The sequence below is a fragment of the Hymenobacter humi genome (assembly GCF_042665855.1).
In the GTDB taxonomy this organism is placed as follows: domain Bacteria; phylum Bacteroidota; class Bacteroidia; order Cytophagales; family Hymenobacteraceae; genus Hymenobacter; species Hymenobacter humi.
On record NZ_JBHTEK010000001.1, the window covers coordinates 329,307 to 350,060 of the forward strand.

Consider the following 20,754-nt stretch of genomic DNA (forward strand, 5'->3'; position numbering starts at 1 on the left):
AGGCTCGGGTTTCACGCGGCCGTCGTACGCCGGCCCGCGCGAGCGAGCGCCGCCACTTGGCCCGAGGGGTCGGTGGCGCCCACGCTCAGGGTATTCTTCGACATTTTGAATTGCCCGGTGACGTTGGCCACCGCGGCCAGGCCTGTGTACGGCCCGGCGGCGCTGGCCTGCGTGCCCACATTGCCCGACGAAAACACGTGCAGCAAGGTCGGGAACTGCCGCACCTGCCGGTCATATTCCAGCGACTCAATGCCGTAGTAGTTCTCGATGGTTACGCCGTAGGAATGGTTCTGCACCGACACGCCGGCTTGAGTTAGTTGCTGGCCGTCGTCGGGCAGCAGGCGGGCAAAGTCCGACGTGGCGAGCTTGACCTGCCGGGCCACGCCCCGCCCGAGCGGGTGCGAATTGCCGGCGCCGCCGATGAGCGTGGCCATGGCCGTGGCGTGGGTAGAAGCCGGCCCAGGAAAAGTACCCGCACTCAGCACCCGCCCTTTAAAATCAATGTCGTCGGGGTTAAAGGGCAGCTCTTTTACCGAAACCGTCAGCCCCTGCCCGGCGAGCTCCGGAAATCGGGCGTGCACGGTCGCAATGGCATTTACCGATAAGTCCGAATTATTGAGCTGCCGCTCTTCGTGGGCCCGGCGGTCGGCCACGTCCACAAACTCGACGAGCGGGCAGGCGGCCAGTTGAGCCAGCATGGTAGCATCCAAGCCGGCCACGGCTAAGGTGTGCGTGGAAGCGCTGGGCTGCGACACATGCCCGCCCGGCAGATACTGGCGCATCCAGGTTTGGAAAGCCGCCGGGTTGGCCACGCGTACGCGCACCGTTCTAGCGGCCCGTTGAGCTACTGGTGTCTGCAAGCCGGGAGCCAACTTGAGCTGAAGCGTGGACTGGGATGGAGTCTGGGCCTGCAGCAGCCCGGCGCTCAGCAATACGAGCGCCGGCGTCCTCCAATTCAGCAGGTTATGTCGCAGCTTTCCATAGCCAGTTAGCCAATGTATTGGTAGACCCATGCAGGCAGATAGTTTGGTAGAAAAGGAGACAAAGTGCGCTCCCTGGTAAATATAAACAGAGCAGTTTCTTAATTGAGCCAAATACGCGGCCGGCCCCGTAAAGGAGCCTGCGTGGGGCAGGCTCCTTTGATAATCAGCACGAAAACGCCCCTATGCTAGGCTTGAGCACCACCTTGGTGCAGTTGTCTTTCTTGTTGCGGAAGATGTCGTAGCCGTGGGCGGCTTCGCTCAGCGGCAGGCGGTGGCTGATGATGTCGTCGAGCCGCACGTCGCCATCGGAAACGTGCTTGAGCAGCCGGTCGATGTGCTTGTGGGCGGGCGCCTGGCCGCCTTTCAGGGTGATGCCCTTGTCGAAGAACTGGTGGATGGGGAAGTTGTCGAACGGCGAGGAGTACACGCCCAGCACCGACACAAAGCCGCCGCGGCGCACGGCGCTCATGCAGGCTAGCAGCACCTTGTCGGAGCCCTTTTCCAGGTTGATGACGGCCTTGGCCCGGTCGCCCAGGCTGCGGTCGGGCTCGAACCCGACGGCTTCCACGCACACGTCGGCCCCGTAGCCTTTGCTCTTGCTGCGGATTTCGTCCACCACCTGCTTGTGGTTTTCCCACAGAATGCCTTCGGCGTGGGCGGTTTGCCGGGCTTTGTCGAGGCGGTACTGTTGGGTATCGACGATGATGACGCGGCTCGCCCCGCGCAGCCAAGCCGATTTGGCCGCCATGATGCCCACCGGGCCCGCACCGAAAATGGCCACCACTTCGCCGCCTTTCACCCCGGCCCAATCGATGCCGGTGTAGCCGGTGGGGAAGATGTCGGTGAGGAAGAGTACCTGCTCGTCGGTGAGGTTGTCGGGCACTTTGCGGGGGCCAAAGTCGGCGTAGGGCACGCGTACAAATTCAGCCTGGCCGCCGTCGTAGCCGCCGTACAAATCGGTGTAGCCGAAGAGGGCACCGCCTTTTTCGGTCATCAGGCCGCCCTCGGGGCCGTAGTGCTCGGGGTTGGAATTTTCGCAGTGGCCGGGCAGTTCGTGGTCACAAAACAGGCAATGCCCGCAGGCAATGGGGAAGGGCACCACCACGCGGTCACCGCGCTTGAGGTTGCCCACGCCCCGGCCCACTTCCTCCACAATGCCCATGAATTCGTGGCCCAGGGTCATGGGCCGCGGCTGCGGAATGCTGCCGTTGTAGATGTGCAGGTCCGACCCGCAGATGGCCGTGCTGGTGACGCGGATGATGGCGTCGCGCGAATCCTGAAGTTCGGGGTCGTCGACGTTATCTACGCGGACGTCTCTCATGCCGTGAATTCGGAGTGCTTTCATGGGAAAGGGTGTTGGTGAAGAAAGGAATTACCTTCTTAACCTAACGACCCACTTTCCCGGAGGTTACCCCTGCCGGGCCAGGCCCTAGCCCAAGCTCAACACTAGCCGCACTACTTATACTGATAAACAGCTATTCCCAGAGGAGTGAAAATGTAAGCATAGGACTCTCCCATCAGCACCTGGCGTACCTCGGTCGCGTTCACGCCGGCTGGCAGGGCACGCGGCGCTCGGCCAGCGTATAGAGGTGCGCAAAGTGAATGGCGCCGGCATCGAAGTAGTACAGCTCATCGCCCCGGAAGCCCACCATATTCAGCCCAACGAAAGGAAGCTTCTTTTTGTAAGTGCCCAGGTTGTCGAACACGTACACGCCCGTGTTGCGGTCGACTAAGTAGGTGTTGTTCTGGTATTGGCGCAGAAACCGGAAGTCGGGCCGGGAGCGGCCGATAATCAAATCCAGGGGCGTGTTCTGGCCGCCGCGCAGGGTATTGGGATCCAACTCGCGAAGCACCAGATTGCTTTCATCGAGCAGCCAGATGCGGTTGTCAGGGGCCAGGGTGGCGGTGCGCACCGTGCCGTCCAGCACGTCGCCCAGGCGCACTTCGGTAATGGGCGCCAGAAACCGGTCGAGCAGGACCAGCTGTTGGCGGTCGTCGTAGAAGACGAGCGTGCTCGTCACGTTCCAGGCTTCTACCTGCGCCACGTGCCCGGGCTGGGTGGGCGCGTACGTATTTAGAGGCAGGCCTTCGGGCCCGTACTGGCGGAGGTTGTTATCGGCATCTGCTACGTAGAGGGCGCCGCGCCGGTCGAGCGAGGCGGCGCCGGCATTGGGCAGCTTGATGAGGCGGATGAATTTCCAGGAGGCCGCGGCCGGAGCATTAGTTTCAGGAGCCAGTGCCGGCTGCACCGGCGCGACCACCACCTTGGACGGCGGCGCGACGGAAGCCGCTGAGGGCACGGTAACCTGGGCATAAGCAGCTCCAGAAGAGAGCAGAACCGCCAGCATAAGGTAGAGACGCAATATGTTGCGTCTCCGGGACTGCGCCGTGTGGTCATCGTTCCAAAAGCGCAGTCCCGGAGACGCAACATATTGCGTCTCTACAGCACATAACTGCTCCTTAGCAATACGCTTGCTACTGCTCAAAGTGCCGCAAAGCCAGCTCGTTGCCATCATACACGCCATAAGAGCAATAATTGACCCATTCGCCGAGGTTGATGTAGCGGCTGCCGGGGCCCACGGCTACATCGAGCGGCAGGTGGCGGTGGCCAAACACGTAGTAGTCGTGGTGCACCAGGGTTTCCAGCTCGCGGCAGTACTGCAGCAGCCACTCTTCGTCGCCGAAATACTTGGTGTCGTCCTTGCCGGACTGCATGCGGCTGCGGCGGCTCCACTTATTGGCGATGCCGATGCCGAAGTTGGGGTGCAGCCGGGCAAACAGCCACTGCGCCAGCGACGAAGTAAATACCCGTTTCAGGGCCTTGTAGCTGTAGTCCTTGGGCCCCAGCCCGTCGCCGTGGCCGATGTGAAAGAACTGATTGCCGATGCGCTGCGACACCTCGTGGCGCAGCACCGGGATGCCCATTTCCTGGGTGAAGTAGCCGAACATCCACATGTCGTGGTTGCCGGTGAAGATGGTGATGGGCAGGCCGGCGTCGGTGAGCTCCGCTAGCTTGCCCTGCAGCCGGCTGAAGCCCCGCGGAATGGCGTGCTTGTACTCAAACCAGAAATCGAACAAGTCGCCCAGCAGGTAGATGGCCGCCGCGTCCTTGGCCACCTCATCAAGCCAGCGCACGATGCGCCGCTCGCGGGCCAGCGAAGACGCGGCATCGGGCGCGCCCAGGTGGAAATCGGAGGCGAAGTACACCCGCTTGCCGGGCGGCAATGCCAGGTCAGGCAAGGTCAGGGGATGCTTCATAAATATTGATGAGGAATGAAGGAAGAGGGAATGCAAAGGAGGACTGAGAAATTGTACCTGCCGTTTCGGGAGCAGCAATTTTTCATTCTTCATTCCTCATTCTTCATTAATCGCAGCACCGTCGTCTTCCAGGAGGAAAAGGGCCAAGCGGCGGGGGCCGTGCGCCCCAAGCACTAAGGTTTTTTCGATGTCGGCGGTGCGGCTGGGGCCGGTGGTGAGCGACACCATCGAAGGCATTTGCTCACCGAACCTGGCCTGTGCTACCCGCAGGGCATTCCCTATTTCGGCCACTACCTGGCTGGGGCGGGCCAGCACCACATGCTGGTCAGGGTAGATGCTCAGGCGCCGGCCGCTGGCCGTAGCGGCCGACACCAGCACGCTGCCCGTTCTGGCCACCAGGGCCTCGCACGAAGTCAGGCTCCAGTCGGCCTGCTCAATAAACTCCGCTTCATCGGCCCGAAAAGCGACGCCAGCGGTCCGTAACAAGGCCTGCAGCTGGGGCTCCCACACGTAAGGCGCGCCCACTTGCTTGCGCTTTTGAAAAGCAGTTAGTTGCGCGCCCAGGTGGCTCAACGACTCGCAGTAGTAAAACTCGCCGCCCACCCGCTGAAAGCTTTCGGCAAAGGCCACCACGGCATCGCTACTAGCCAGCGGCGGGTGCACCGGAGCAGCAAAATCGGGCTGAGGTGGGAGCAGCGCAGGCTGCGCCAGGCTTTGGCGGATGCGGGCGAGCACGGCGTCGCGAGAACTTTCTGCCATGGAATAAAAGGAAGCCGGGTTGAAGCTTCAAAGGTAATCGGCTTCCCAGTAGTGAAACGGTTGGTACGCGAAGCCCACAAAAAAGCCAGCCCTTGCGGACTGGCTTCTGGTGGCAATGAAGTGAGTGCTACACGCCAGCTACGGCATTGCCGCTCGGAGCGGACGTTTCGTTATTGTGGTCGTTGTTATCCATGCCGGGCAGGTTCAGCTCGGGCAGGTCGTTGCCGAGCTTGCCGCCGGCGGCCTGCTCACCTTTCACCTCGCTGGCGGTTTCGCTGCGGTCGGTGCCGGCCATGTGGGCCTGGTAGTTGGTCTGGTTGTCGAAGGGCCGCTTGCCCACGAGGCGGGTCAGGTCTTCCTGTTGCAGCACTTCTTTCTCCAGCAGCTCCTTGGCTACCACTTCCAGTTCGTGGCGACGCTCAGTGAGCAGCTCCTTGGTGCGGGTGTAGGCGTTTTCGATGATGGTACGAACTTCTTCGTCAATCATTTGCGACGTGGCTTCCGAGTAAGGCTTCGAGAAGCCGTATTCGTTCTGCCCCTTCGAGTCGTAGAACGACACGTTGCCGAGCTTGGCGTTCATGCCGTACATCGTCACGATGGAGTAGGCCATCTTGGTGATGCGCTCCAGGTCGCTCAGGGCACCGGTGGAGATTTTACCAAAACCAGGCTCCTCGGCGGCGCGGCCGCCCAGGGCCATGCACATTTCGTCGGTCAGCTGCTCGGTGTTGTACAGGAACTGCTCCTTGGGCAGGTACTGCGCGTAGCCCAACGCAGCCACGCCGCGGGGTACAATGCTCACCTTTACCAAGGGTCGACGTGCTCCAGGAACCAGCCCGCAATGGCGTGGCCGGCTTCGTGGTAAGCTACGATGCGCTTCTCACCGGGCGAGATGATTTTATTCTTCTTCTCCAGGCCTCCAATTACGCGGTCGATGGCGTCGGTGAAGTCCTGGTCGGTAATCATCTTCTTGTCGCGGCGGGCCGCAATCAGGGCCGCCTCGTTGCAGACGTTGGCGATTTCGGCGCCGGCAAAACCGGGAGTCTGGGCCGAGAGACGACGGGCGTCCACATCGGGGCCCAGCGTCAGGGCTTGAGGTGCACCTGGAAAATCTCGGTACGGCCGTTGATGTCCGGCTTGTCGATGCTAATCTGACGGTCGAAACGACCGGGACGCAGCAGGGCCGAGTCCAGGGTGTCGGGGCGGTTGGTAGCGGCGAGGATGATGACGCCGGAATCGGTGCCGAAGCCGTCCATCTCCACCAGCAGCGAGTTCAGGGTGTTCTCCCGCTCGTCGTTGCCGCCGGGCATGCTGCCTTTACTGCGGCTGCGGCCCACAGCGTCAATCTCATCAATAAAGATGATGCAGGGCGCCTTGGCTTTGGCTTGCTTAAACAGGTCGCGCACGCGGGCCGCGCCCACACCCACAAACATCTCCACGAAGTCGGAACCCGAAAGCGAGAAGAAGGGCACGTCGGCTTCGCCGGCTACGGCTTTGGCCAGCAGGGTTTTGCCAGTACCGGGAGGACCTACGAGCAAGGCGCCTTTCGGAATCTTGCCACCAAGGACAGTGAACTTGCTTGGGTTCTTGAGGAACTCCACAATCTCCTGCACTTCTTCTTTGGCTTCTTCGAGGCCGGCCACGTCTTTGAAGGTAATTTTCACTTTATCGCCGCCCTCAAACAAGGCCGCGCGGCTTTTGCCGATGCTGAAAATCTGGCCGCCGGGGCCGTTGGCACTGCCCATGCGGCGCATCAGGAACCAGAAGCCGACAATCATCAGGATGATGAAGCCGTAGGTGCCGATGTAGTCGCCGGGGCTCTGGCGGGAGTCAATGTTCAGCGGCAAGCGCTGCTCTGCCGGCACGTCTTTCTGCAGAGTGTTCAAGTTTTCCTGGAACAGCTTGGCGTCAACTACCGGGAAATAGAACTGAGCCCCGGTACCGGTGGCGCCAAACGGCGTGCGGCGGGTGAGCTCCTGCCGGTACTCGGGCTTGGCCAGGGCTTCGGGCTTGAGGGCCACCTCCACCATCTTTTCGTTGATGATGGTGATTTCCTTCACGTCGCCGGCCGTGAGCATCTGCTCGAAGCGCTTCTGGTTGATTTTGGCGGGAGAGTTCAGGTTGTTCACCCACATCACCCCAAACAAAAACACCAACAGGCCGGCCAACACCCACAGCTGCACCCCCGGACGGGGTTGGGAGCCGGCATGAGAGCCTTCTTCTTTTTATTGTTATTTGGATTTTTATCCGACATGAAAATAGCTAGTTAAATCAGGTATAACTACAGGCGAAACACCACCCCGAAAGCAAATGTTCGGTATGGGGAAGACGCAGTACCAGCTTATTTATTTTAACCCAGCCTAAGCTTCTTCGGCTTCGATGTAGCTAATGTTGGCATCGCCCCACAGCTCCTCGAGCGCGTAGAACTTGCGCCGGTCGCGCAGAAACACGTGCACAACCACGTCCACGTAGTCGAGCAGCACCCACTCGCGGTTGGTGCGGCCTTCGGTCTGCCAGGGGCTTTCGCCGGTTACTTTTTCAATTTCCTCTTCTACCGAGCGCGCTACGGCTTCCAGCTGCGTGTCCGAATTGGCCGAGCAGATGATAAAATAGTCGGCGACGGCGTTTTTTAATTCCTTCAAATTCAGCACCACGATGTCAGACGCTTTCTTGTCTTGCATGCCGCGGATTACCAAATCTGCCAATGTGTCTGAATCCTGACGGACCAAAGTGCTTTTCATATTGTGTTGTTAGGTTTGAGCTTTGCAGCCAAAAGTCTACGAAGTTAACGAAACGCGAAAGAAGGCCGTGGTTCTCACCCCTCAAACCTTGTTCACGGGCCAGCAACTGATATGGTTGCCGGTGTGTGCCTCCACCAATACGGAGGCGCAGGCGTTGATTGTCCAAAACCGGGCCAGCGACGGCTGCACCATAATTACGGACTTTCAGACCGCTGGCCGGGGCCAGCGCGGCAACCAGTGGGAGGCCGCCCCCGCCGAAAACCTGATGCTCTCGGTGGTGTGGAAGCCTACCTTTCTGGCCGCCGCCGAGCAGTTTCAGTTGAGCCAAGCCGTGGCGCTGGGCGTGCACGACTGGGCCGCCGCGCTGCTGGGCCCCAACGCCAAGCTGAAGCTGAAATGGCCCAACGACCTCTACTACGGTGACCAGAAGCTGGGTGGTATACTCATTGAAAACAGCTTAAGCGGCCCAAAGATTCAATCCAGCGTCGTGGGTATTGGGCTGAATATTAACCAGCAACATTTTGCATTGCCCACGGCCACGTCCATGGCCCAGCTCACGGGGCGCGCCTACGACCGCGCGGTGCTGGCCGCCCGCCTACTCGAGTGCCTGGAGGGGCGCTACCTGCAGCTGCGGGCCGGGCAGGTGGGCCGGCTGCGGCGCGACTACCTGCAGGCACTGTACCGCTACCAGGAAACCCATTCGTTCGTCGTGGACGGCAAGCCGGTGAGCGGCCATATTGTCGGGGTCGAAGAAGACGGCCGGCTGGCCGTAGCCATCGGCCAGGAATTGCGGCGGTTTGGCCTGCAGGAAATCCGCTACCTGTAGCAACCCTTCCCTCCTGTTTTGCATCAGGGAAGTAATTCCAAAAAGCCCGAAGGCCCCAAACCTACCCGGCGCGCTACCCCAGCGGCCAGGGCGTAAATGTTTTTTGCTCAGGCCTGGCAACTTTTGGCCGGTTTGCGTGTCTATAATGCTGACAATAGGGCCACTGCGCACGCCGGAGCCTTGGCTGGCTCAACCCGGCACGGTGCTTGTCTTTCGGGTAGTCACCGGATACTTTTTCTTTTCCCTTCTGCTTTTTCTGCATTCGTCATGACCCTCTTTACTCGTTGCATAGTTTTCTTGCTGGTGCTGCCATTGGCATCGGCCCTGGCTGCCACGGCCCCCGTGGCGCAAGGACCCCCAGCGCCCGCCGCTGCCGAGCAGCGCGCGGCCACCGTCGGGCTCACCGTGTACCCCAACCCCAGCCGCGGCCAGATTACGGTGCAGTTGAGCCAGCGAGCCGCCGGCGACTACAAACTGCGCCTGAGCAACATCATCGGCCAGGAAGTGCGCACCATCGCCCTCAAGCCCGAGAGTTCCAGCGCCGGCCTGCAGGTTGACCTGAGCGACCTGCGCACCGGCATGTATTTCTACAGCCTGGTGGTCGACGGCAAAGTGGTGAGCACGAAACGCCTCGTGCTGCAGAATTGAGCTAAAATTTCCTGATTTGACGATTGAAAAGCAGCCCCTGGCTGCTTTTCGCGTTTGTGAGCTACCCGGCAGATGTTCTCCTGTTGCCGCGGGGGCCGCGCAAATCGCCGGCGAAAGCTAGCACGTTGATTTGCCGCGAAGCACGAAGCCAGAACTTGGTGTGACCGCAACGGTACAATGCCTACTTTTGACCTTTCACTGGTTTCTTAACTTTCGTTTCCCGACCCTCTGCCTGCTGCGTTGGCCATTGGGGCCCGCGCTCACTACGATTCTATGCGTTCCTTCAAAAGCCTGAATAACCTCGTCGGCTGGCTCGTTTTTGCCATTGCTGCCGTCACGTACCTGCTCACCCTGGAGCCCACCGCTTCGTTCTGGGACTGCGGCGAGTTCATTGCCTGCTCCTACAATCTGCTGGTGCCCCACCCCCGGGCGCGCCCACCTTCCTGCTGCTGGGCCGCCTGATGTCGCTGTTCTCGTTCGGCGACGTGACCAAAGTACCTGTGCTTATCAACGCCCTGTCGGCCCTGAGCAGCGCCTTCACGGTCCTGTTTCTGTTCTGGATTATCACCCGCATGGCCCGCAAGCTGGTGCTGCGCGAGGCCGTTACGAACAGCGCTTTGGCGGCCGAGGCCATTGAGCCCTCACGCTCCCAGACCTTTCTTATTCTGAGTGCGGGCGCGGTCGGCGCGCTGGCGTTTGCTTTCTCCGACTCGTTCTGGTTCAACGCCGTGGAGGGCGAGGTATACGCCATGTCGGCGCTGTGCACGGCCGCCGTGGTGTGGATAATGCTGAAGTGGGAAGCCCACGCCAACGAGCCCGACTCCGACAAGTGGCTCATCCTCATCGCCTACGTAATTGGCCTGAGCATCGGCGTGCACTTGCTCAACCTGCTCACGCTGCCGGCCCTGGGCTTCATCTACTACTACCGCCGCACCGCCAATCCTACTACCAAGGGAGGCATTATTGTGCTGGTGGTGACCATGGCCATCGTGGGCCTCATCATGGTCGGCATCATCCCTGGCCTGCCCACGCTAGCCGGCAACTTCGAGGTATTCTTCGTGAATACCATCGGACTGCCGTTCAACGCCGGCCTGATTATCTTCCTGCTGGTGTTTGCGGGCCTGATTTACTTCGGGTTCCGGCTGTCGTTCCAGCGCCGCAGTCGGTTGCTGAACACGGCCATGCTCTGCTTTGTGTTCATCCTAATTGGCTACTCGAGCTACCTCATCGTTCCGATTCGCAGCTCGTTTAAGCCCACTATCAACGAAAACGACCCCGAGGATGTGCTCTCCTTCGTGAGCTACCTCAAGCGCGAGCAGTACGGCTCGCGGCCCCTGCTCTATGGCCCGCACCTCTTCTCGCAGCCCGACCACTACGAGGAAGGCGCCCCGCGCTACGCCCGCGACCTCAAGACCGGGACTTACAAGGAAATCCTACCCCGCCAGCAAGAGGCCGGCTACCCCGAAAGCGACAAGATGCTGCTGCCGCGCATCTACAACTACGAGCCCGACCAGGTGGCCAACTACAAGAAGTGGGTCGACATTCAGGACGGCGTGAAGCCCACCATGGGCCAGAACCTGGCCTTTATGTTCCGTTACCAGATGGGCCACATGTTCTGGCGCTACTTCATGTGGAACTACGTGGGCCGCGAATCTGACGTGCAGCAGGCCGGCGTGGTTACGCCGCTGAGCCCCGGCGCCAACAGCCTACCGCCGCGCATCGGCGAGAGCCCGGCCCACAACAACTTCCTGGCCCTGCCCCTGATTCTGGGCTTGATTGGGCTGTTTTTCCAGAGCCGTCGCAACAGCAAAGACGCTTGGGTAACCGGCCTGCTGTTTCTGATGACCGGCCTGGCCATTGTGTTCTACCTCAACCAGCCCCCGCGCGAGCCGCGCGAACGCGACTACACCTTTACCGGGGCCACGTTTGCCTTTGCCATCTGGATAGGCCTGGGTGTGCTGGGACTGGCCGAGCTGTTTGGCAAAGTGGTGAAAACCGACGGCCTGCGCGCCGGCCTAGCCCTGGCCGCCGGCTTGCTGGTGCCGGGCATCATGGCGGCCCAGGGATGGGACGACCACGACCGTTCCGACCGCTACAACTCCGTGGATTCGGCCAAGAACCTGCTCAACAGCTGCGCCCCGAACGCCATCCTGTTCACCAACGGCGACAACGACACCTTCCCGCTCTGGTACGCCCAGGAAGTGGAAGGCGTGCGTACCGACGTGCGCGTGGCCGTGCTCAGCTACCTGAACACCGACTGGTACATTGCCCAGATGAAGCGCCGCTCCTACCTGTCGCAGCCTTTCCCCATCAGCATGGGCCCCGACCGCTACGCCCAGGGCACCAACGACATGCTGCCCTTCGCGGCCAATCCGTCGGTGCAGAGCGTGAACCTGAAGGAATTCATTCAGCCTGGTTTCCGACAACAACCCGTTGCTGCAGGTGCAGTACCAGGAAGGCGGCCCGGGCATGATGTCGTTCCCGACGCCCAACTTCTACCTGCCCATCGACACGGCAGCGGTTAAGAAGCTGGGCATCATCCCCAAGGACCGCGAAAAGCAGCTCGTATCCCGCATGGAATGGAGCATGGGCAAGCGTGCCATTGAGAAGAAAAACCTGGTGATTCTCGACATGATTGCCACCAACAACTGGCAGCGCCCCATCTACTTCAGCAGCACCGTGGCCCCGAGCGACTACATGAACCTGCAGCCTTACTTCCAGGCTCGAAGGCATGGCCTACCGCCTACTCCCGCTGAAGGACCCGAACTACGACCCCCGCAGCGGCGAAGAAGGATTTGTGGAGAAGGACATCACCTACAAGCACTTGCTAAAGGATTTCCAGTACCGCGGCCTGCAAAACCCGCACATTTTCTACGACGAAAACCACCTGCGCTTCCCGGCCAACTACCGCGATAAGTTCGCCCGCCTGGCTTCGGCCTACCTCTCGGCCGGCAACGTGGCCAAGGCCAAGGAAGTGGCCGACAAGTGCTTGGAGCTGATGCCTGACAATACAATCCCGTACGACTACTACTCGCCGCAGGCTGGTGCCCGCCCTGGTAGCCGGCGGCGAGAAAAGAAAGCCGACGACATCCTCGACACCATGACGCGCCGCTCCGAGCAAATGCTGGCTTACTACGCGGCCAAGCCCGACGCCAGCCTGTTTGAGGACGACCAGCGCGGCTACCTGCTGGGCCTGCAAAGCGTGTACCGCGCCGCCGAGCTAAGCGGCGACAAGGCCCGCAGCGAAAAGGCCGTGGGCCTGATGAACCAGTACTACCCGCGGTAGGGAGTGCCTGAGTGAATGCTCAGACGCGTGAGAAAGGCCGGTCCGCAGTGTGCGGGCCGGCCTTTTTAGCTGCGGTTCAGCAGATTATCCAAGTCATTCTGGTCGCGGGGGCGACCAGCCGCCCGCTTGGCTTGCAACAGGTGCTGGTAGTGAATCAGCCGCACCGTCAGCCCTTCCACCAGCGCATCAGTTGCTTGCGCGTAGGCTTCCGGGAAATCTAATCCCTTGAGTTTGGTTATAATATCGATGGCGACGGGCGAGCGGCCGAAAGTGAAGACATCAAACGCTGGTTGATTCAGAAAATTTTCTGCCGTCATATCGAACGTGGGCATCCCGAAGTCCCGAAAAGCCTGAACCAGCAGCACGTAGTTGGCTGCCGTTTTTTCTACCCAGATATCCAGGGCGCCGGTGGTGGGGCTGTATCCGTGCAGGATAACGGAGTAGCTGCCTACCAGCACGTACCGGACCTCGTGCCGGTGCAGGGCAGCTAAAAATCGCGAAAGTCCTCGTTGAATATGTTACCCATTATCAGCGGGCTGCTGCCTGTGAGCCCGACATGAAAATGCCGTCCGGTCCATGCGCGGTGGGTTATTCAGGTCGAAGTTGAACGCTACGCTATTTAGATACATGGCTACCCGCAGACGTTCGGTAAGGGTTTCGGGCTGATTCTGGCGGTGATAGGCTTCGGTTTCTTCGTGGGTACCCGCGTGGAAAGCCGTGCGGTCGAGGCGGAATGACATAAGGCGAAGGAAATGAGACAGGCCGTACTTGGCACCAAATTTACGTAAACGAACGGGGCACCCGCCGCGTTACCAATCCGCATCCGGCGCGACCGTCCCTTACAGCTCAACCCATGAAACGCATCGCTAAAGTGAGTGGAGCAGGCAGTTTGCTGCTTATGATGGCCTGCAGCTTCAGCTTCATCAGCTTCCACGCGGCGACCCGTTTGGGGGCTTTTGCGCCCCTGGCACCCCGCCCCGACTTTGCGGGCCTCTACCGCGACGGCCCGCACCTGGAAGTGGACACGCGCCGCGAAGGCGACAGCCTGCGCTTCTACCTGCACCTGCCCGCCCCCGCGCGCCTGGGCCCGGGCCACCCGCTGCGCATTGCCGCGTGGCCCAACTACGACGCCAAGCTGCCCGTGTGGCAGGACAGCGTACCGCGCCGCCAGCAGCACCCGCGCCCCGATGCCGACGGCGTCCGGCTCAATTTCTGCGTGGCCGCGGCGCGCCTACCGGCCGGTACGGTCTTCTCCATCCACACGGGCCCGGCAGAGGGCAGCGACGACTACCAGGACCCCGCCACCACCGCGTGGCTGCGCCTAACCGAGGCCGTACTGGCCCGCCCGTTTGTCCTTACCGATTCGGTGGGGCAGCCCCTGCTGCGCCGCTACGTGCAGGCCAACGAAATCTTCGGCGTAGACAGCTACGGGCTGTACCAACCCGTGCGCTGGAAACGCTACGCCGTGAACCCTCTAGCCGCGCTGCCGCCCATGAGCAACCCCGCCGCCCTGCCGGCCGGCCCCGGGTGCTGCCCGTGCTCGACTCGGCCGAAGCCCGCCCCGGCGAGCCGCTGCGCTTTGCCGAGCCCGGCCTGTACGCCCTGCGCGTGGGGGTGCCGGCGGCATGGTGCCGCGCACGCTGGCAGTCATGGTCACGGCCCGGGGTACCCGGCCCTGACCACCGCGGCCGAACTTATTGAGCCGTTGCGCTATCTCACCACCAGCCTGGAACGCCAGCGCCTCACCGACGCGCCCGACCCCAAGCGCGCCGTCGACAAGTTCTGGCTCAACATTGCCCAAGACAATCAAGCCTTGGCCAAAGATTTGATTCGGCGGTACTACGGGCGGGTCACGGCGGCCAACCGCCTGTTTGCGGCCCACAAGGCCGGCTGGCTTACTGATAGGGGCTTGCTATACGTGGTGCTGGGGCCGCCGCCCAGCGTCCGGCGCCTGCCCAACGGCGAAGAGCGGTGGTACTATCCCGACGGCAGCCTGGGCGGCGGACCCGTTACCTACACCTTCCGCCCCCGGCCTAGTACCTTTGCACCTGATTACTACGAATTGGTGCGCCGGCCCGAGTACGAATTGCTCTGGTATGCCGCCGTTGAAAAATGGAGAACCCCACCGACCGCCCTGACCGGCCCGAACGTCCCAACCGCCCCGCACGACCGGTAGCCGGCCGCCGCTTTTACGACGGCGCCAACCGGCCCGTCACCCCCAAGCAGTTCCGCCCCGACCGCGGCGGCAGCGAATTTGACGACCGCCCCGCCCGCCCCCGTGGCCGTGGCGGCTCCGACAACCGCGACGAAGCCGCCGGCGACCGCACCGGCCGCTCCGACCGCGGCGAGTCACGCCCGCCCTTCCGCGAGCGCAACAATGAAGGCGGCAGCGACCGGCCGCGCTACGAAAACCGCCCCGCCGACCGCAGCATCGACATGCTGTTTGGCCTGCGCCCTATTCTGGAAGCACTGAGCGCGGGCCGCACCCTGGAGAAAATTTTCCTGCTGCGCGGCACCAAAAACAGCCTCGTTGCCGACATCTCGCTGCCGCCCGGGCCGCCGGCATTCCGGTGCAGGCGGTGCCCAGCGAAAAGCTCGACGGCCTCACCCGCAAAAACCACCAGGGCGCGGTGGCCTTCGTGTCGCCCATCGACTACGCCCCCTTGAGAACATTGTCTCCGGCTTGTTTGAGGAAGGCAAAGTACCCTTCCTGCTGCTGCTCGACCGCATCACCGACGTACGCAACTTCGGCGCCATTGCCCGCACGGCCGAGTGCCTGGGCGTGCAAGCCATTGTGGTGCCCGGCCGCGGCGCCGCCCAAATCAACGGCGACGCCCTGAAAACCTCCGCCGGCGCCCTGAACCTGCTGCCCGTGTGCCGCGAAAACAACCTGCAGGAAAGCATCCGCTTCCTCCAGCAATCGGGCGTGACGGTGGTGGCCTGTACCGAGAAAGCCGACGAAGCGGTGGGTTCTGCTGAGGTGGATTTCACGGGCCCCGTAGCCGTACTCATGGGCTCGGAAGAAGACGGCATCTCGCCCGAGCTGTTGCGCCTGGCCGACGTGAAGCTAAAGGTGCCCATGGCCGGCCAGATTCAGTCGCTGAACGTGAGCGTGGCCGCCGGCATCATGCTGTTTGAGGTTGCCCGCCAGCGCGTGGCAGTGGCATAAGTAGTGATGAGAAAGCTGAGCTTTTTGCTGGCTGGTCTTTTTCTGTTCAGCCTTTTCTGTTGGCTGAACAACAGAGTCAGCTACAAATACGAGGCTGACCTGGCCGAAACCGTTGTCGTCTCATCCGGCGGCACGCAAGCGGCAGTAGCTAAAGTTCAGGCCCGCGGCCAGGAGCTTGACCAGCAACTAACCCTCATCAAAGCTGCTTCAATTGGTTTGGTTATAGCGCTTGCGCTGAGCATTTATAAAACCCCAAAAGAGTAGCTCCGCATATTCTAACGCACAAAAAAGCCCGCCGAAAGCGGGCTTTTTTCTTGACAAAGTGCTCTGAGCCAGAGCCGGGGATAATGGCTAGTTATACCCCGCGCCCTTCTTGGCTTTCACGTCGGCTACGAATTCCTTCACGCGCTGCTCTTCGCTGCGCTTGCAAATCAGCAGCACGTTGTCGTACTCGGCTACGATATAGTCTTCCAGGCCCTGCACTACAACCAGGCGCTCGGGAGGCGTTTTGATGACGCAGCCGGTGGTATCGTACAGCAGCACGTCGCCGTTTATCATGTTGCCGTGCTCGTCGTGGTGGCCGATGCGGTGCAGCGAGTCCCAGGTACCCACGTCGCTCCAGCCGAAGTCGGCGGGCAGTACGTACACGTTGTCAGCCTTTTCCATCACTCCGTAGTCGATGCTGATGTTGCGGCAGCGCGAATATGCCTGGCTGATGAAGTCTTCCTCCTGGGGCGTGCCCAGTTTGCCGGTGCCTTCTTCAAACACTTCGGCAATGTCGCTCAGGTACTGATGAAAGGCTGCGATGATAACCTCAGCGCGCCACACAAACAGGCCCGAATTCCAGAGAAAGTCGCCGCTTTCCACAAACATGCGGGCCACTCAAGATTGGGCTTTTCGGTAAAGGTCTTCACCTTGTGCAGCAAGCCGCCGGGCAACGACTGCTCGTCCATGTACTGGATGTAGCCGTAGCCCGTGTCCGGCCGCGAGGGCTGAATGCCCAGGGTGATGAGCACGTCGTTGGCGCGGGCTGCGTCCACGGCCAGGCGCATGAGCCGGCGAAACTCGTCTTCGCGCAGCACGGCGTGGTCGGCCGGGGTCACGATGATGGTGGCCTTCGGGTCGCGCTGGGCAATGCGGTAGCTGGCGTAGGCGATGCACGGGGCCGTGTTGCGGCCGATGGGCTCACCCAGAATCTGGTCGGCGGGCAGCTCCGGCAGGTGCTCTTGTACTAGCTGCGTGTAGTCGCGGTTGGTAACGACGAACACGTTTTCGGGGGCAGATGCCGGCAAACCGGTCGACGGTAAGCTGGAGCATCGACCGCCCAACGCCCAGCACATCATGGAACTGCTTGGGGTGGCTGGTGCGGCTAAAGGGCCAGAACCGGCTGCCAATGCCGCCGGCCATCACAACGAGATAAGTAGAATTCATTACAACAAAGGTAAGCGGTAGCGGAATCCGCAAGCCGGAACGCGAAGCTTCAGCTCAACGCCGCCCAGAGCAGCACCTTGCTGCAACGCACGCTACACGAGCCCCTCGCGCAGCAAATCGTGCAGGTGAATGAAGCCGGCAAACTTTCCCTCTTCCGTCACGACCAGTTGCGTGATGTTGCGCTGCTGCATACGGGCCAGGGCTTCGGCCGCGAAGTCTTCGACGTCTATCGTGGCCGGGCTGGGGGTGAGGATGTCGCGGGCTTTCAGGCTTTCCAGGTCGGAGAAACTGCCGAGCATGCGGCGCAAGTCGCCATCGGTGATAATGCCGGCGAGCTGACCGCTTGCCGTGAGCACGGCGGTGGCGCCGAGGCGCTTGCCGGAAATCTCCAGGAGTACTTCTTTCAGGGGCGCATCTTCCACCACCTGGGGGCGCTGGTTTTGGCGGCTCAGGTCGCCCACTTTCAGGTAAAGGCGCTTGCCGAGGGTGCCGCCGGGGTGCAGACGGGCAAAGTCGGCGGCGGTGAACTGGCGGCTTTCGAGCAGGCACACGGCCAGGGCGTCGCCCAGGGCCAGCGCGGCGGTGGTGCTGGTGGTGGGGGCCAGGTTGTTGGGGCAGGCCTCCTTTTGCACGGGGGCATGCAGGATGAAATTGGCCTGCTGCCCGAGATAGGAGTCGGCGTTGCTCACCAGGGCGGCCAGCGGTACGCCTTTGCGGCGCAGCAGCGGCACCAGCACCTTAATTTCGGGCGTGTCGCCGCTCTTGCTGATGGCCACCACGAAGTCCTCGGGCTGAATCATGCCCAGGTCGCCGTGGATGGCGTCGGCGGCGTGCATGAACAGGGCCGGTGTGCCGGTGCTGTTGAGTGTGGCCACAATTTTGCCCGCGATGTGGGCGCTTTTGCCAATTCCCGTGACCACCACGCGGCCCTTGAGCTGCAGAATAGCCTGCACGCAGTTCACAAAATCCGGGGTGGCCGAGAGCGCCGTGGCTACATCGTGCAGAGCGGCGGCCTCCTCGTGCAGCACCTGGCGGGCAATGGTCAGGACGTCGGCGGCCGTTGGGCCGGTGGCAGCCGATAAGGCAGTGGATTGAGCAGAAGCTGACATGAGCGAAGCGGGTAATGTGCCTGCAAAATTGGGGGAAAGAAGCTAAGCCGGGGCGCGGCCAGCCCAATCCCTCCCTGCCGCCGCGGTTGGGCCATTTGCTTTCTGGCGGAGCCGCCCTCTACGTTCCATCCTAAATTAACGGTTCATCTTGAGCTTGTTCCTTAACGCGGCCAATGGTCGGGGTTTTATATGATTAAATTGTTTTCCACAATTCACTAAAAACACCATTTTTTTATGCCGAAGAACTAGGCCCGTGCTTATCTTCGTTAAGAACCGTGCATTTGCACGCCTTCCATTGAGCGCCCATCCTATGCCATCTGCTGCCCTACAAGAAGCCCCGATTCTCCTCGCCGATTTAAAACACACACTCAAAGAGGTTTTTGGCTACGGCCAGTTTCGGGGCACCCAAGAGGCTGTTATTCAAAACGTATTAGCCGGACATAACACCTTTGTGATTATGCCCACCGGCGCCGGCAAAAGCCTGTGCTACCAGTTGCCGGCCCTGGTGGTGCCCGGCACGGCCATCGTGATTTCGCCCCTCATCGCCCTGATGAAAAATCAGGTCGACCAGTTGGCCGCTTTTGGGGTCAATGCCCAGGTGTACAATTCGACGCTGACCAAAACGGAGATGAACCGGGTGAAGAAGGACGTCATCAACGGCGACGTCCGCCTGCTGTACGTGGCCCCGGAAAGTCTTACTAAAGACGACACCATTGAGTTTCTGCTCAAATCGACCATCAGCTTTGTGGCCATCGACGAGGCCCACTGCATTTCGGAGTGGGGCCACGACTTCCGCCCCGAGTACCGCAAGATTCGCGGCATCATCGACAACCTGGGCGGCAATGTGCCCATCATCGCCCTCACGGCTACGGCCACGCCCAAAGTGCAGCTGGACATCCAGAAGAACCTGCAGATGGACGACGCCTCGGTGTTCAAAACCAGCTTCAACCGCACCAACCTCTACTACGAGGTGCGCGCCAAGCACAACACCAAGAAGCAGCTCATTCAGTACGTGAAGCAGCACAAGGGCAAGGCCGGCATCATTTACTGCCTGAGCCGCAAGAAAGTGGAGGAGATTGCCGAGCTGCTGCGCGTGAACGACGTGCGCGCCCGCCCCTACCACGCCGGCCTCGACCAACAAGTGCGCATCGACAACCAGGACGCATTTCTGAACGAGGAGTGCGACGTCATCGTGGCCACCATTGCCTTCGGCATGGGCATCGACAAGCCCGACGTGCGCTTTGTGGTGCACTACGACGCGCCCAAGAGCATCGAAGGCTACTACCAGGAAACCGGCCGCGGCGGCCGCGACGGCCTGGAAGGCAACTGCCTGATGTTCTACAGCTACGATGACATTCTGAAGCTGGAGAAGTTCAGCAAGGACAAGCCGGTGACCGAGCGCGACAATGCCCACCGCCTGCTGGCTGAAATGACCAACTACGCCGAGTCGTCGGTGTGCCGGCGGCGGCAGCTGCTGCACTACTTCGGCGAGGTGCTCGAGAAGGACTGCGGCTTCTGCGACAACTGCAAGCACCCCAAGGAGCGGTTTGAGGGCGAAGCGGCCGTGGGCCTGGCCCTGCGCGCCGTGGTCCAGACCGAAGCCCGCTTCAACCTCACGCACATCGGCCAGGTGCTGCTGGGGCTGAGCAACCCGCACATCGAGAGCTACGCCCACAACGCGCTGCCCGTGTACGGCCAGGGCAAGGAGCTGGGCGACGCGCAGTTCTGGCATTCGGTGCTGCGCCAGTGCCTGCTCAACGGCTTCCTGGAAAAGGATATCGACAGCATCGGCCTGGTGCGCATCACCGAGAAGGGCATCGACTTTATCGAAAACCCGCACCCCATCACCCTCACCAAGGACCACAACTTCGACGAGGAGCAAAAGGCCGACGAGGAAAAGGAGGAAGTGCAGCAAGCCGCCGGGCACGACGAAGCCCTGTTCGTGCAGCTCAAGGAACTGCGCAAGCAGGTAGCCAAGCAGAAAAACCTGCCGCCCTACGTCCTCTTCCAGGACCCGAGCCTGAAGGAAATGGCCACCACCTACCCCACCACGCTGCACGACCTCACGCACGTGTCGGGTGTGGGCCAGGGCAAGGCCCAGAAGTTTGGGGCGCCGTTCGTGGCCGCCATCAAGAAATACGTGGAAGACAACGACATCGAAACCGCCGAAGACGTGGTGGTGAAGTCGGCCGTGAACCGCTCGAAAATCAAAATCTACATCATCCAGCAAATCGACAAGAAGATGATGCTGGAGGACATTGCCTCGTCCAAGGGTATTGGCATGGGCGAGCTGATGGAGGAAATTGAGCACATCTGCTACTCCGGCACTCGGCTCAACCTCGACTACTACCTCAACGAGATGGTGGAGGAAGACCGTCAGGAAGAAATCTACGACTACTTCATGACGGCCAGCACCGACAACATTGCGGTGGCCCTGCAGGAGCTCGGCGATGACGACTTCACCGAAGAAGAGCTGCGGCTGGTGCGCATCAAGTTCATCAGCGAAGTGGCTAACTAGACCACGGATTAGCGCGGATTTTAACGGAT

18 protein-coding genes and 2 pseudogenes are annotated in these 20,754 nt (G+C 61.2%); 9 read left to right on the forward strand and 11 right to left on the reverse strand.

Annotated elements, in window-relative coordinates; all coding sequences use genetic code 11:
- Window positions 1-11: 11 nt before the first annotated feature.
- The 7 genes and pseudogenes from ACFQT0_RS01820 to rsfS form a co-directional block, all read right to left on the reverse strand.
- Window positions 12-872, reverse strand: coding sequence for a S8 family serine peptidase (locus ACFQT0_RS01820; protein WP_380199894.1), 861 nt, complete (start codon window positions 870-872; stop codon window positions 12-14).
- Window positions 873-1,146: 274 nt separating this feature from the next.
- Window positions 1,147-2,328, reverse strand: coding sequence for a zinc-dependent alcohol dehydrogenase (locus tag ACFQT0_RS01825; RefSeq protein ID WP_380199896.1), 1,182 nt, complete (start codon window positions 2,326-2,328; stop codon window positions 1,147-1,149).
- A 199-nt stretch (window positions 2,329-2,527) separates the two neighbouring features.
- Window positions 2,528-3,331 (reverse strand): hypothetical protein, encoded by an 804-nt coding sequence (locus ACFQT0_RS01830; protein ID WP_380199898.1) that lies wholly within the window; start codon window positions 3,329-3,331, stop codon window positions 2,528-2,530.
- 127 nt (window positions 3,332-3,458) lie between these two features.
- A complete protein-coding gene (locus tag ACFQT0_RS01835; RefSeq protein ID WP_380199900.1) occupies window positions 3,459-4,241 on the reverse strand; it encodes a UDP-2,3-diacylglucosamine diphosphatase in 783 nt (260 codons plus the stop codon).
- 96 nt (window positions 4,242-4,337) lie between these two features.
- Window positions 4,338-5,000, reverse strand: coding sequence for a LutC/YkgG family protein (locus ACFQT0_RS01840; RefSeq protein WP_380199902.1), 663 nt, complete (start codon window positions 4,998-5,000; stop codon window positions 4,338-4,340).
- A 127-nt stretch (window positions 5,001-5,127) separates the two neighbouring features.
- A pseudogene (ftsH, locus tag ACFQT0_RS01845) lies at window positions 5,128-7,251 on the reverse strand (ATP-dependent zinc metalloprotease FtsH).
- 106 nt (window positions 7,252-7,357) lie between these two features.
- Window positions 7,358-7,738 carry a ribosome silencing factor gene (gene rsfS / locus ACFQT0_RS01850; RefSeq protein ID WP_380199904.1) on the reverse strand — a complete coding sequence of 127 codons (381 nt, stop codon included), beginning with the start codon at window positions 7,736-7,738 and terminating at the stop codon, window positions 7,358-7,360.
- An 88-nt stretch (window positions 7,739-7,826) separates the two neighbouring features.
- Between rsfS and ACFQT0_RS01855 the strand changes: the two genes are divergently transcribed.
- From ACFQT0_RS01855 to ACFQT0_RS01875, 5 genes are all read left to right on the forward strand, one after another.
- Window positions 7,827-8,564, forward strand: coding sequence for a biotin--[acetyl-CoA-carboxylase] ligase (locus ACFQT0_RS01855; RefSeq protein ID WP_380199906.1), 738 nt, complete (start codon window positions 7,827-7,829; stop codon window positions 8,562-8,564).
- A gap of 303 nt (window positions 8,565-8,867) precedes the next feature.
- Window positions 8,868-9,212: a T9SS type A sorting domain-containing protein gene (locus ACFQT0_RS01860; RefSeq protein ID WP_380199908.1), complete on the forward strand. Its 345-nt coding sequence runs from the start codon at window positions 8,868-8,870 to the stop codon at window positions 9,210-9,212.
- A gap of 273 nt (window positions 9,213-9,485) precedes the next feature.
- Complete coding sequence (locus tag ACFQT0_RS01865) at window positions 9,486-9,674, forward strand: hypothetical protein (RefSeq protein WP_380199910.1); 189 nt, start codon at window positions 9,486-9,488, stop codon at window positions 9,672-9,674.
- Window positions 9,674-11,737: a glycosyltransferase family 117 protein gene (locus tag ACFQT0_RS01870; RefSeq protein ID WP_380199912.1), complete on the forward strand. Its 2,064-nt coding sequence runs from the start codon at window positions 9,674-9,676 to the stop codon at window positions 11,735-11,737. The genes ACFQT0_RS01865 and ACFQT0_RS01870 overlap by 1 nt, the downstream gene beginning before the upstream one ends.
- 206 nt (window positions 11,738-11,943) lie before the next feature.
- Window positions 11,944-12,498: a hypothetical protein gene (locus tag ACFQT0_RS01875; protein ID WP_380199914.1), complete on the forward strand. Its 555-nt coding sequence runs from the start codon at window positions 11,944-11,946 to the stop codon at window positions 12,496-12,498.
- Between the two features lie 65 nt (window positions 12,499-12,563).
- On the opposite strand, the gene ACFQT0_RS01880 is transcribed toward ACFQT0_RS01875, so the two are convergent.
- Window positions 12,564-12,956, reverse strand: coding sequence for a hypothetical protein (locus ACFQT0_RS01880; protein WP_380199916.1), 393 nt, complete (start codon window positions 12,954-12,956; stop codon window positions 12,564-12,566).
- A 60-nt stretch (window positions 12,957-13,016) separates the two neighbouring features.
- Window positions 13,017-13,238 (reverse strand): hypothetical protein, encoded by a 222-nt coding sequence (locus tag ACFQT0_RS01885; RefSeq protein WP_380199918.1) that lies wholly within the window; start codon window positions 13,236-13,238, stop codon window positions 13,017-13,019.
- 113 nt (window positions 13,239-13,351) lie between these two features.
- Here ACFQT0_RS01885 and ACFQT0_RS01890 point away from each other — a divergent pair, with 113 nt between their 5' ends.
- From ACFQT0_RS01890 to ACFQT0_RS01900, 3 genes are all read left to right on the forward strand, one after another.
- A complete protein-coding gene (locus tag ACFQT0_RS01890) occupies window positions 13,352-14,674 on the forward strand; it encodes a GWxTD domain-containing protein (protein ID WP_380199920.1) in 1,323 nt (440 codons plus the stop codon).
- A gap of 507 nt (window positions 14,675-15,181) precedes the next feature.
- On the forward strand, window positions 15,182-15,667 hold the full coding sequence (rlmB, locus tag ACFQT0_RS01895) for a 23S rRNA (guanosine(2251)-2'-O)-methyltransferase RlmB (RefSeq protein ID WP_380199922.1): 486 nt from the start codon (window positions 15,182-15,184) through the stop codon (window positions 15,665-15,667).
- A gap of 6 nt (window positions 15,668-15,673) precedes the next feature.
- The gene (locus ACFQT0_RS01900; RefSeq protein ID WP_380199924.1) at window positions 15,674-15,931 is read left to right on the forward strand and encodes a hypothetical protein; all 258 of its coding nucleotides are present in this window, start codon (window positions 15,674-15,676) and stop codon (window positions 15,929-15,931) included.
- A gap of 87 nt (window positions 15,932-16,018) precedes the next feature.
- Here ACFQT0_RS01900 and ACFQT0_RS01905 read toward each other — a convergent pair.
- Together ACFQT0_RS01905 and ACFQT0_RS01910 are read right to left on the reverse strand one after the other, a co-directional pair.
- Window positions 16,019-17,098 (reverse strand): annotated as a pseudogene (locus ACFQT0_RS01905) (mannose-1-phosphate guanylyltransferase).
- A gap of 92 nt (window positions 17,099-17,190) precedes the next feature.
- Window positions 17,191-18,207: a KpsF/GutQ family sugar-phosphate isomerase gene (locus ACFQT0_RS01910; RefSeq protein ID WP_380199926.1), complete on the reverse strand. Its 1,017-nt coding sequence runs from the start codon at window positions 18,205-18,207 to the stop codon at window positions 17,191-17,193.
- A gap of 310 nt (window positions 18,208-18,517) precedes the next feature.
- Between ACFQT0_RS01910 and recQ the strand changes: the two genes are divergently transcribed.
- A complete protein-coding gene (gene recQ, locus ACFQT0_RS01915; RefSeq protein WP_380199927.1) occupies window positions 18,518-20,725 on the forward strand; it encodes a DNA helicase RecQ in 2,208 nt (735 codons plus the stop codon).
- Window positions 20,726-20,754: the final 29 nt, after the last annotated feature.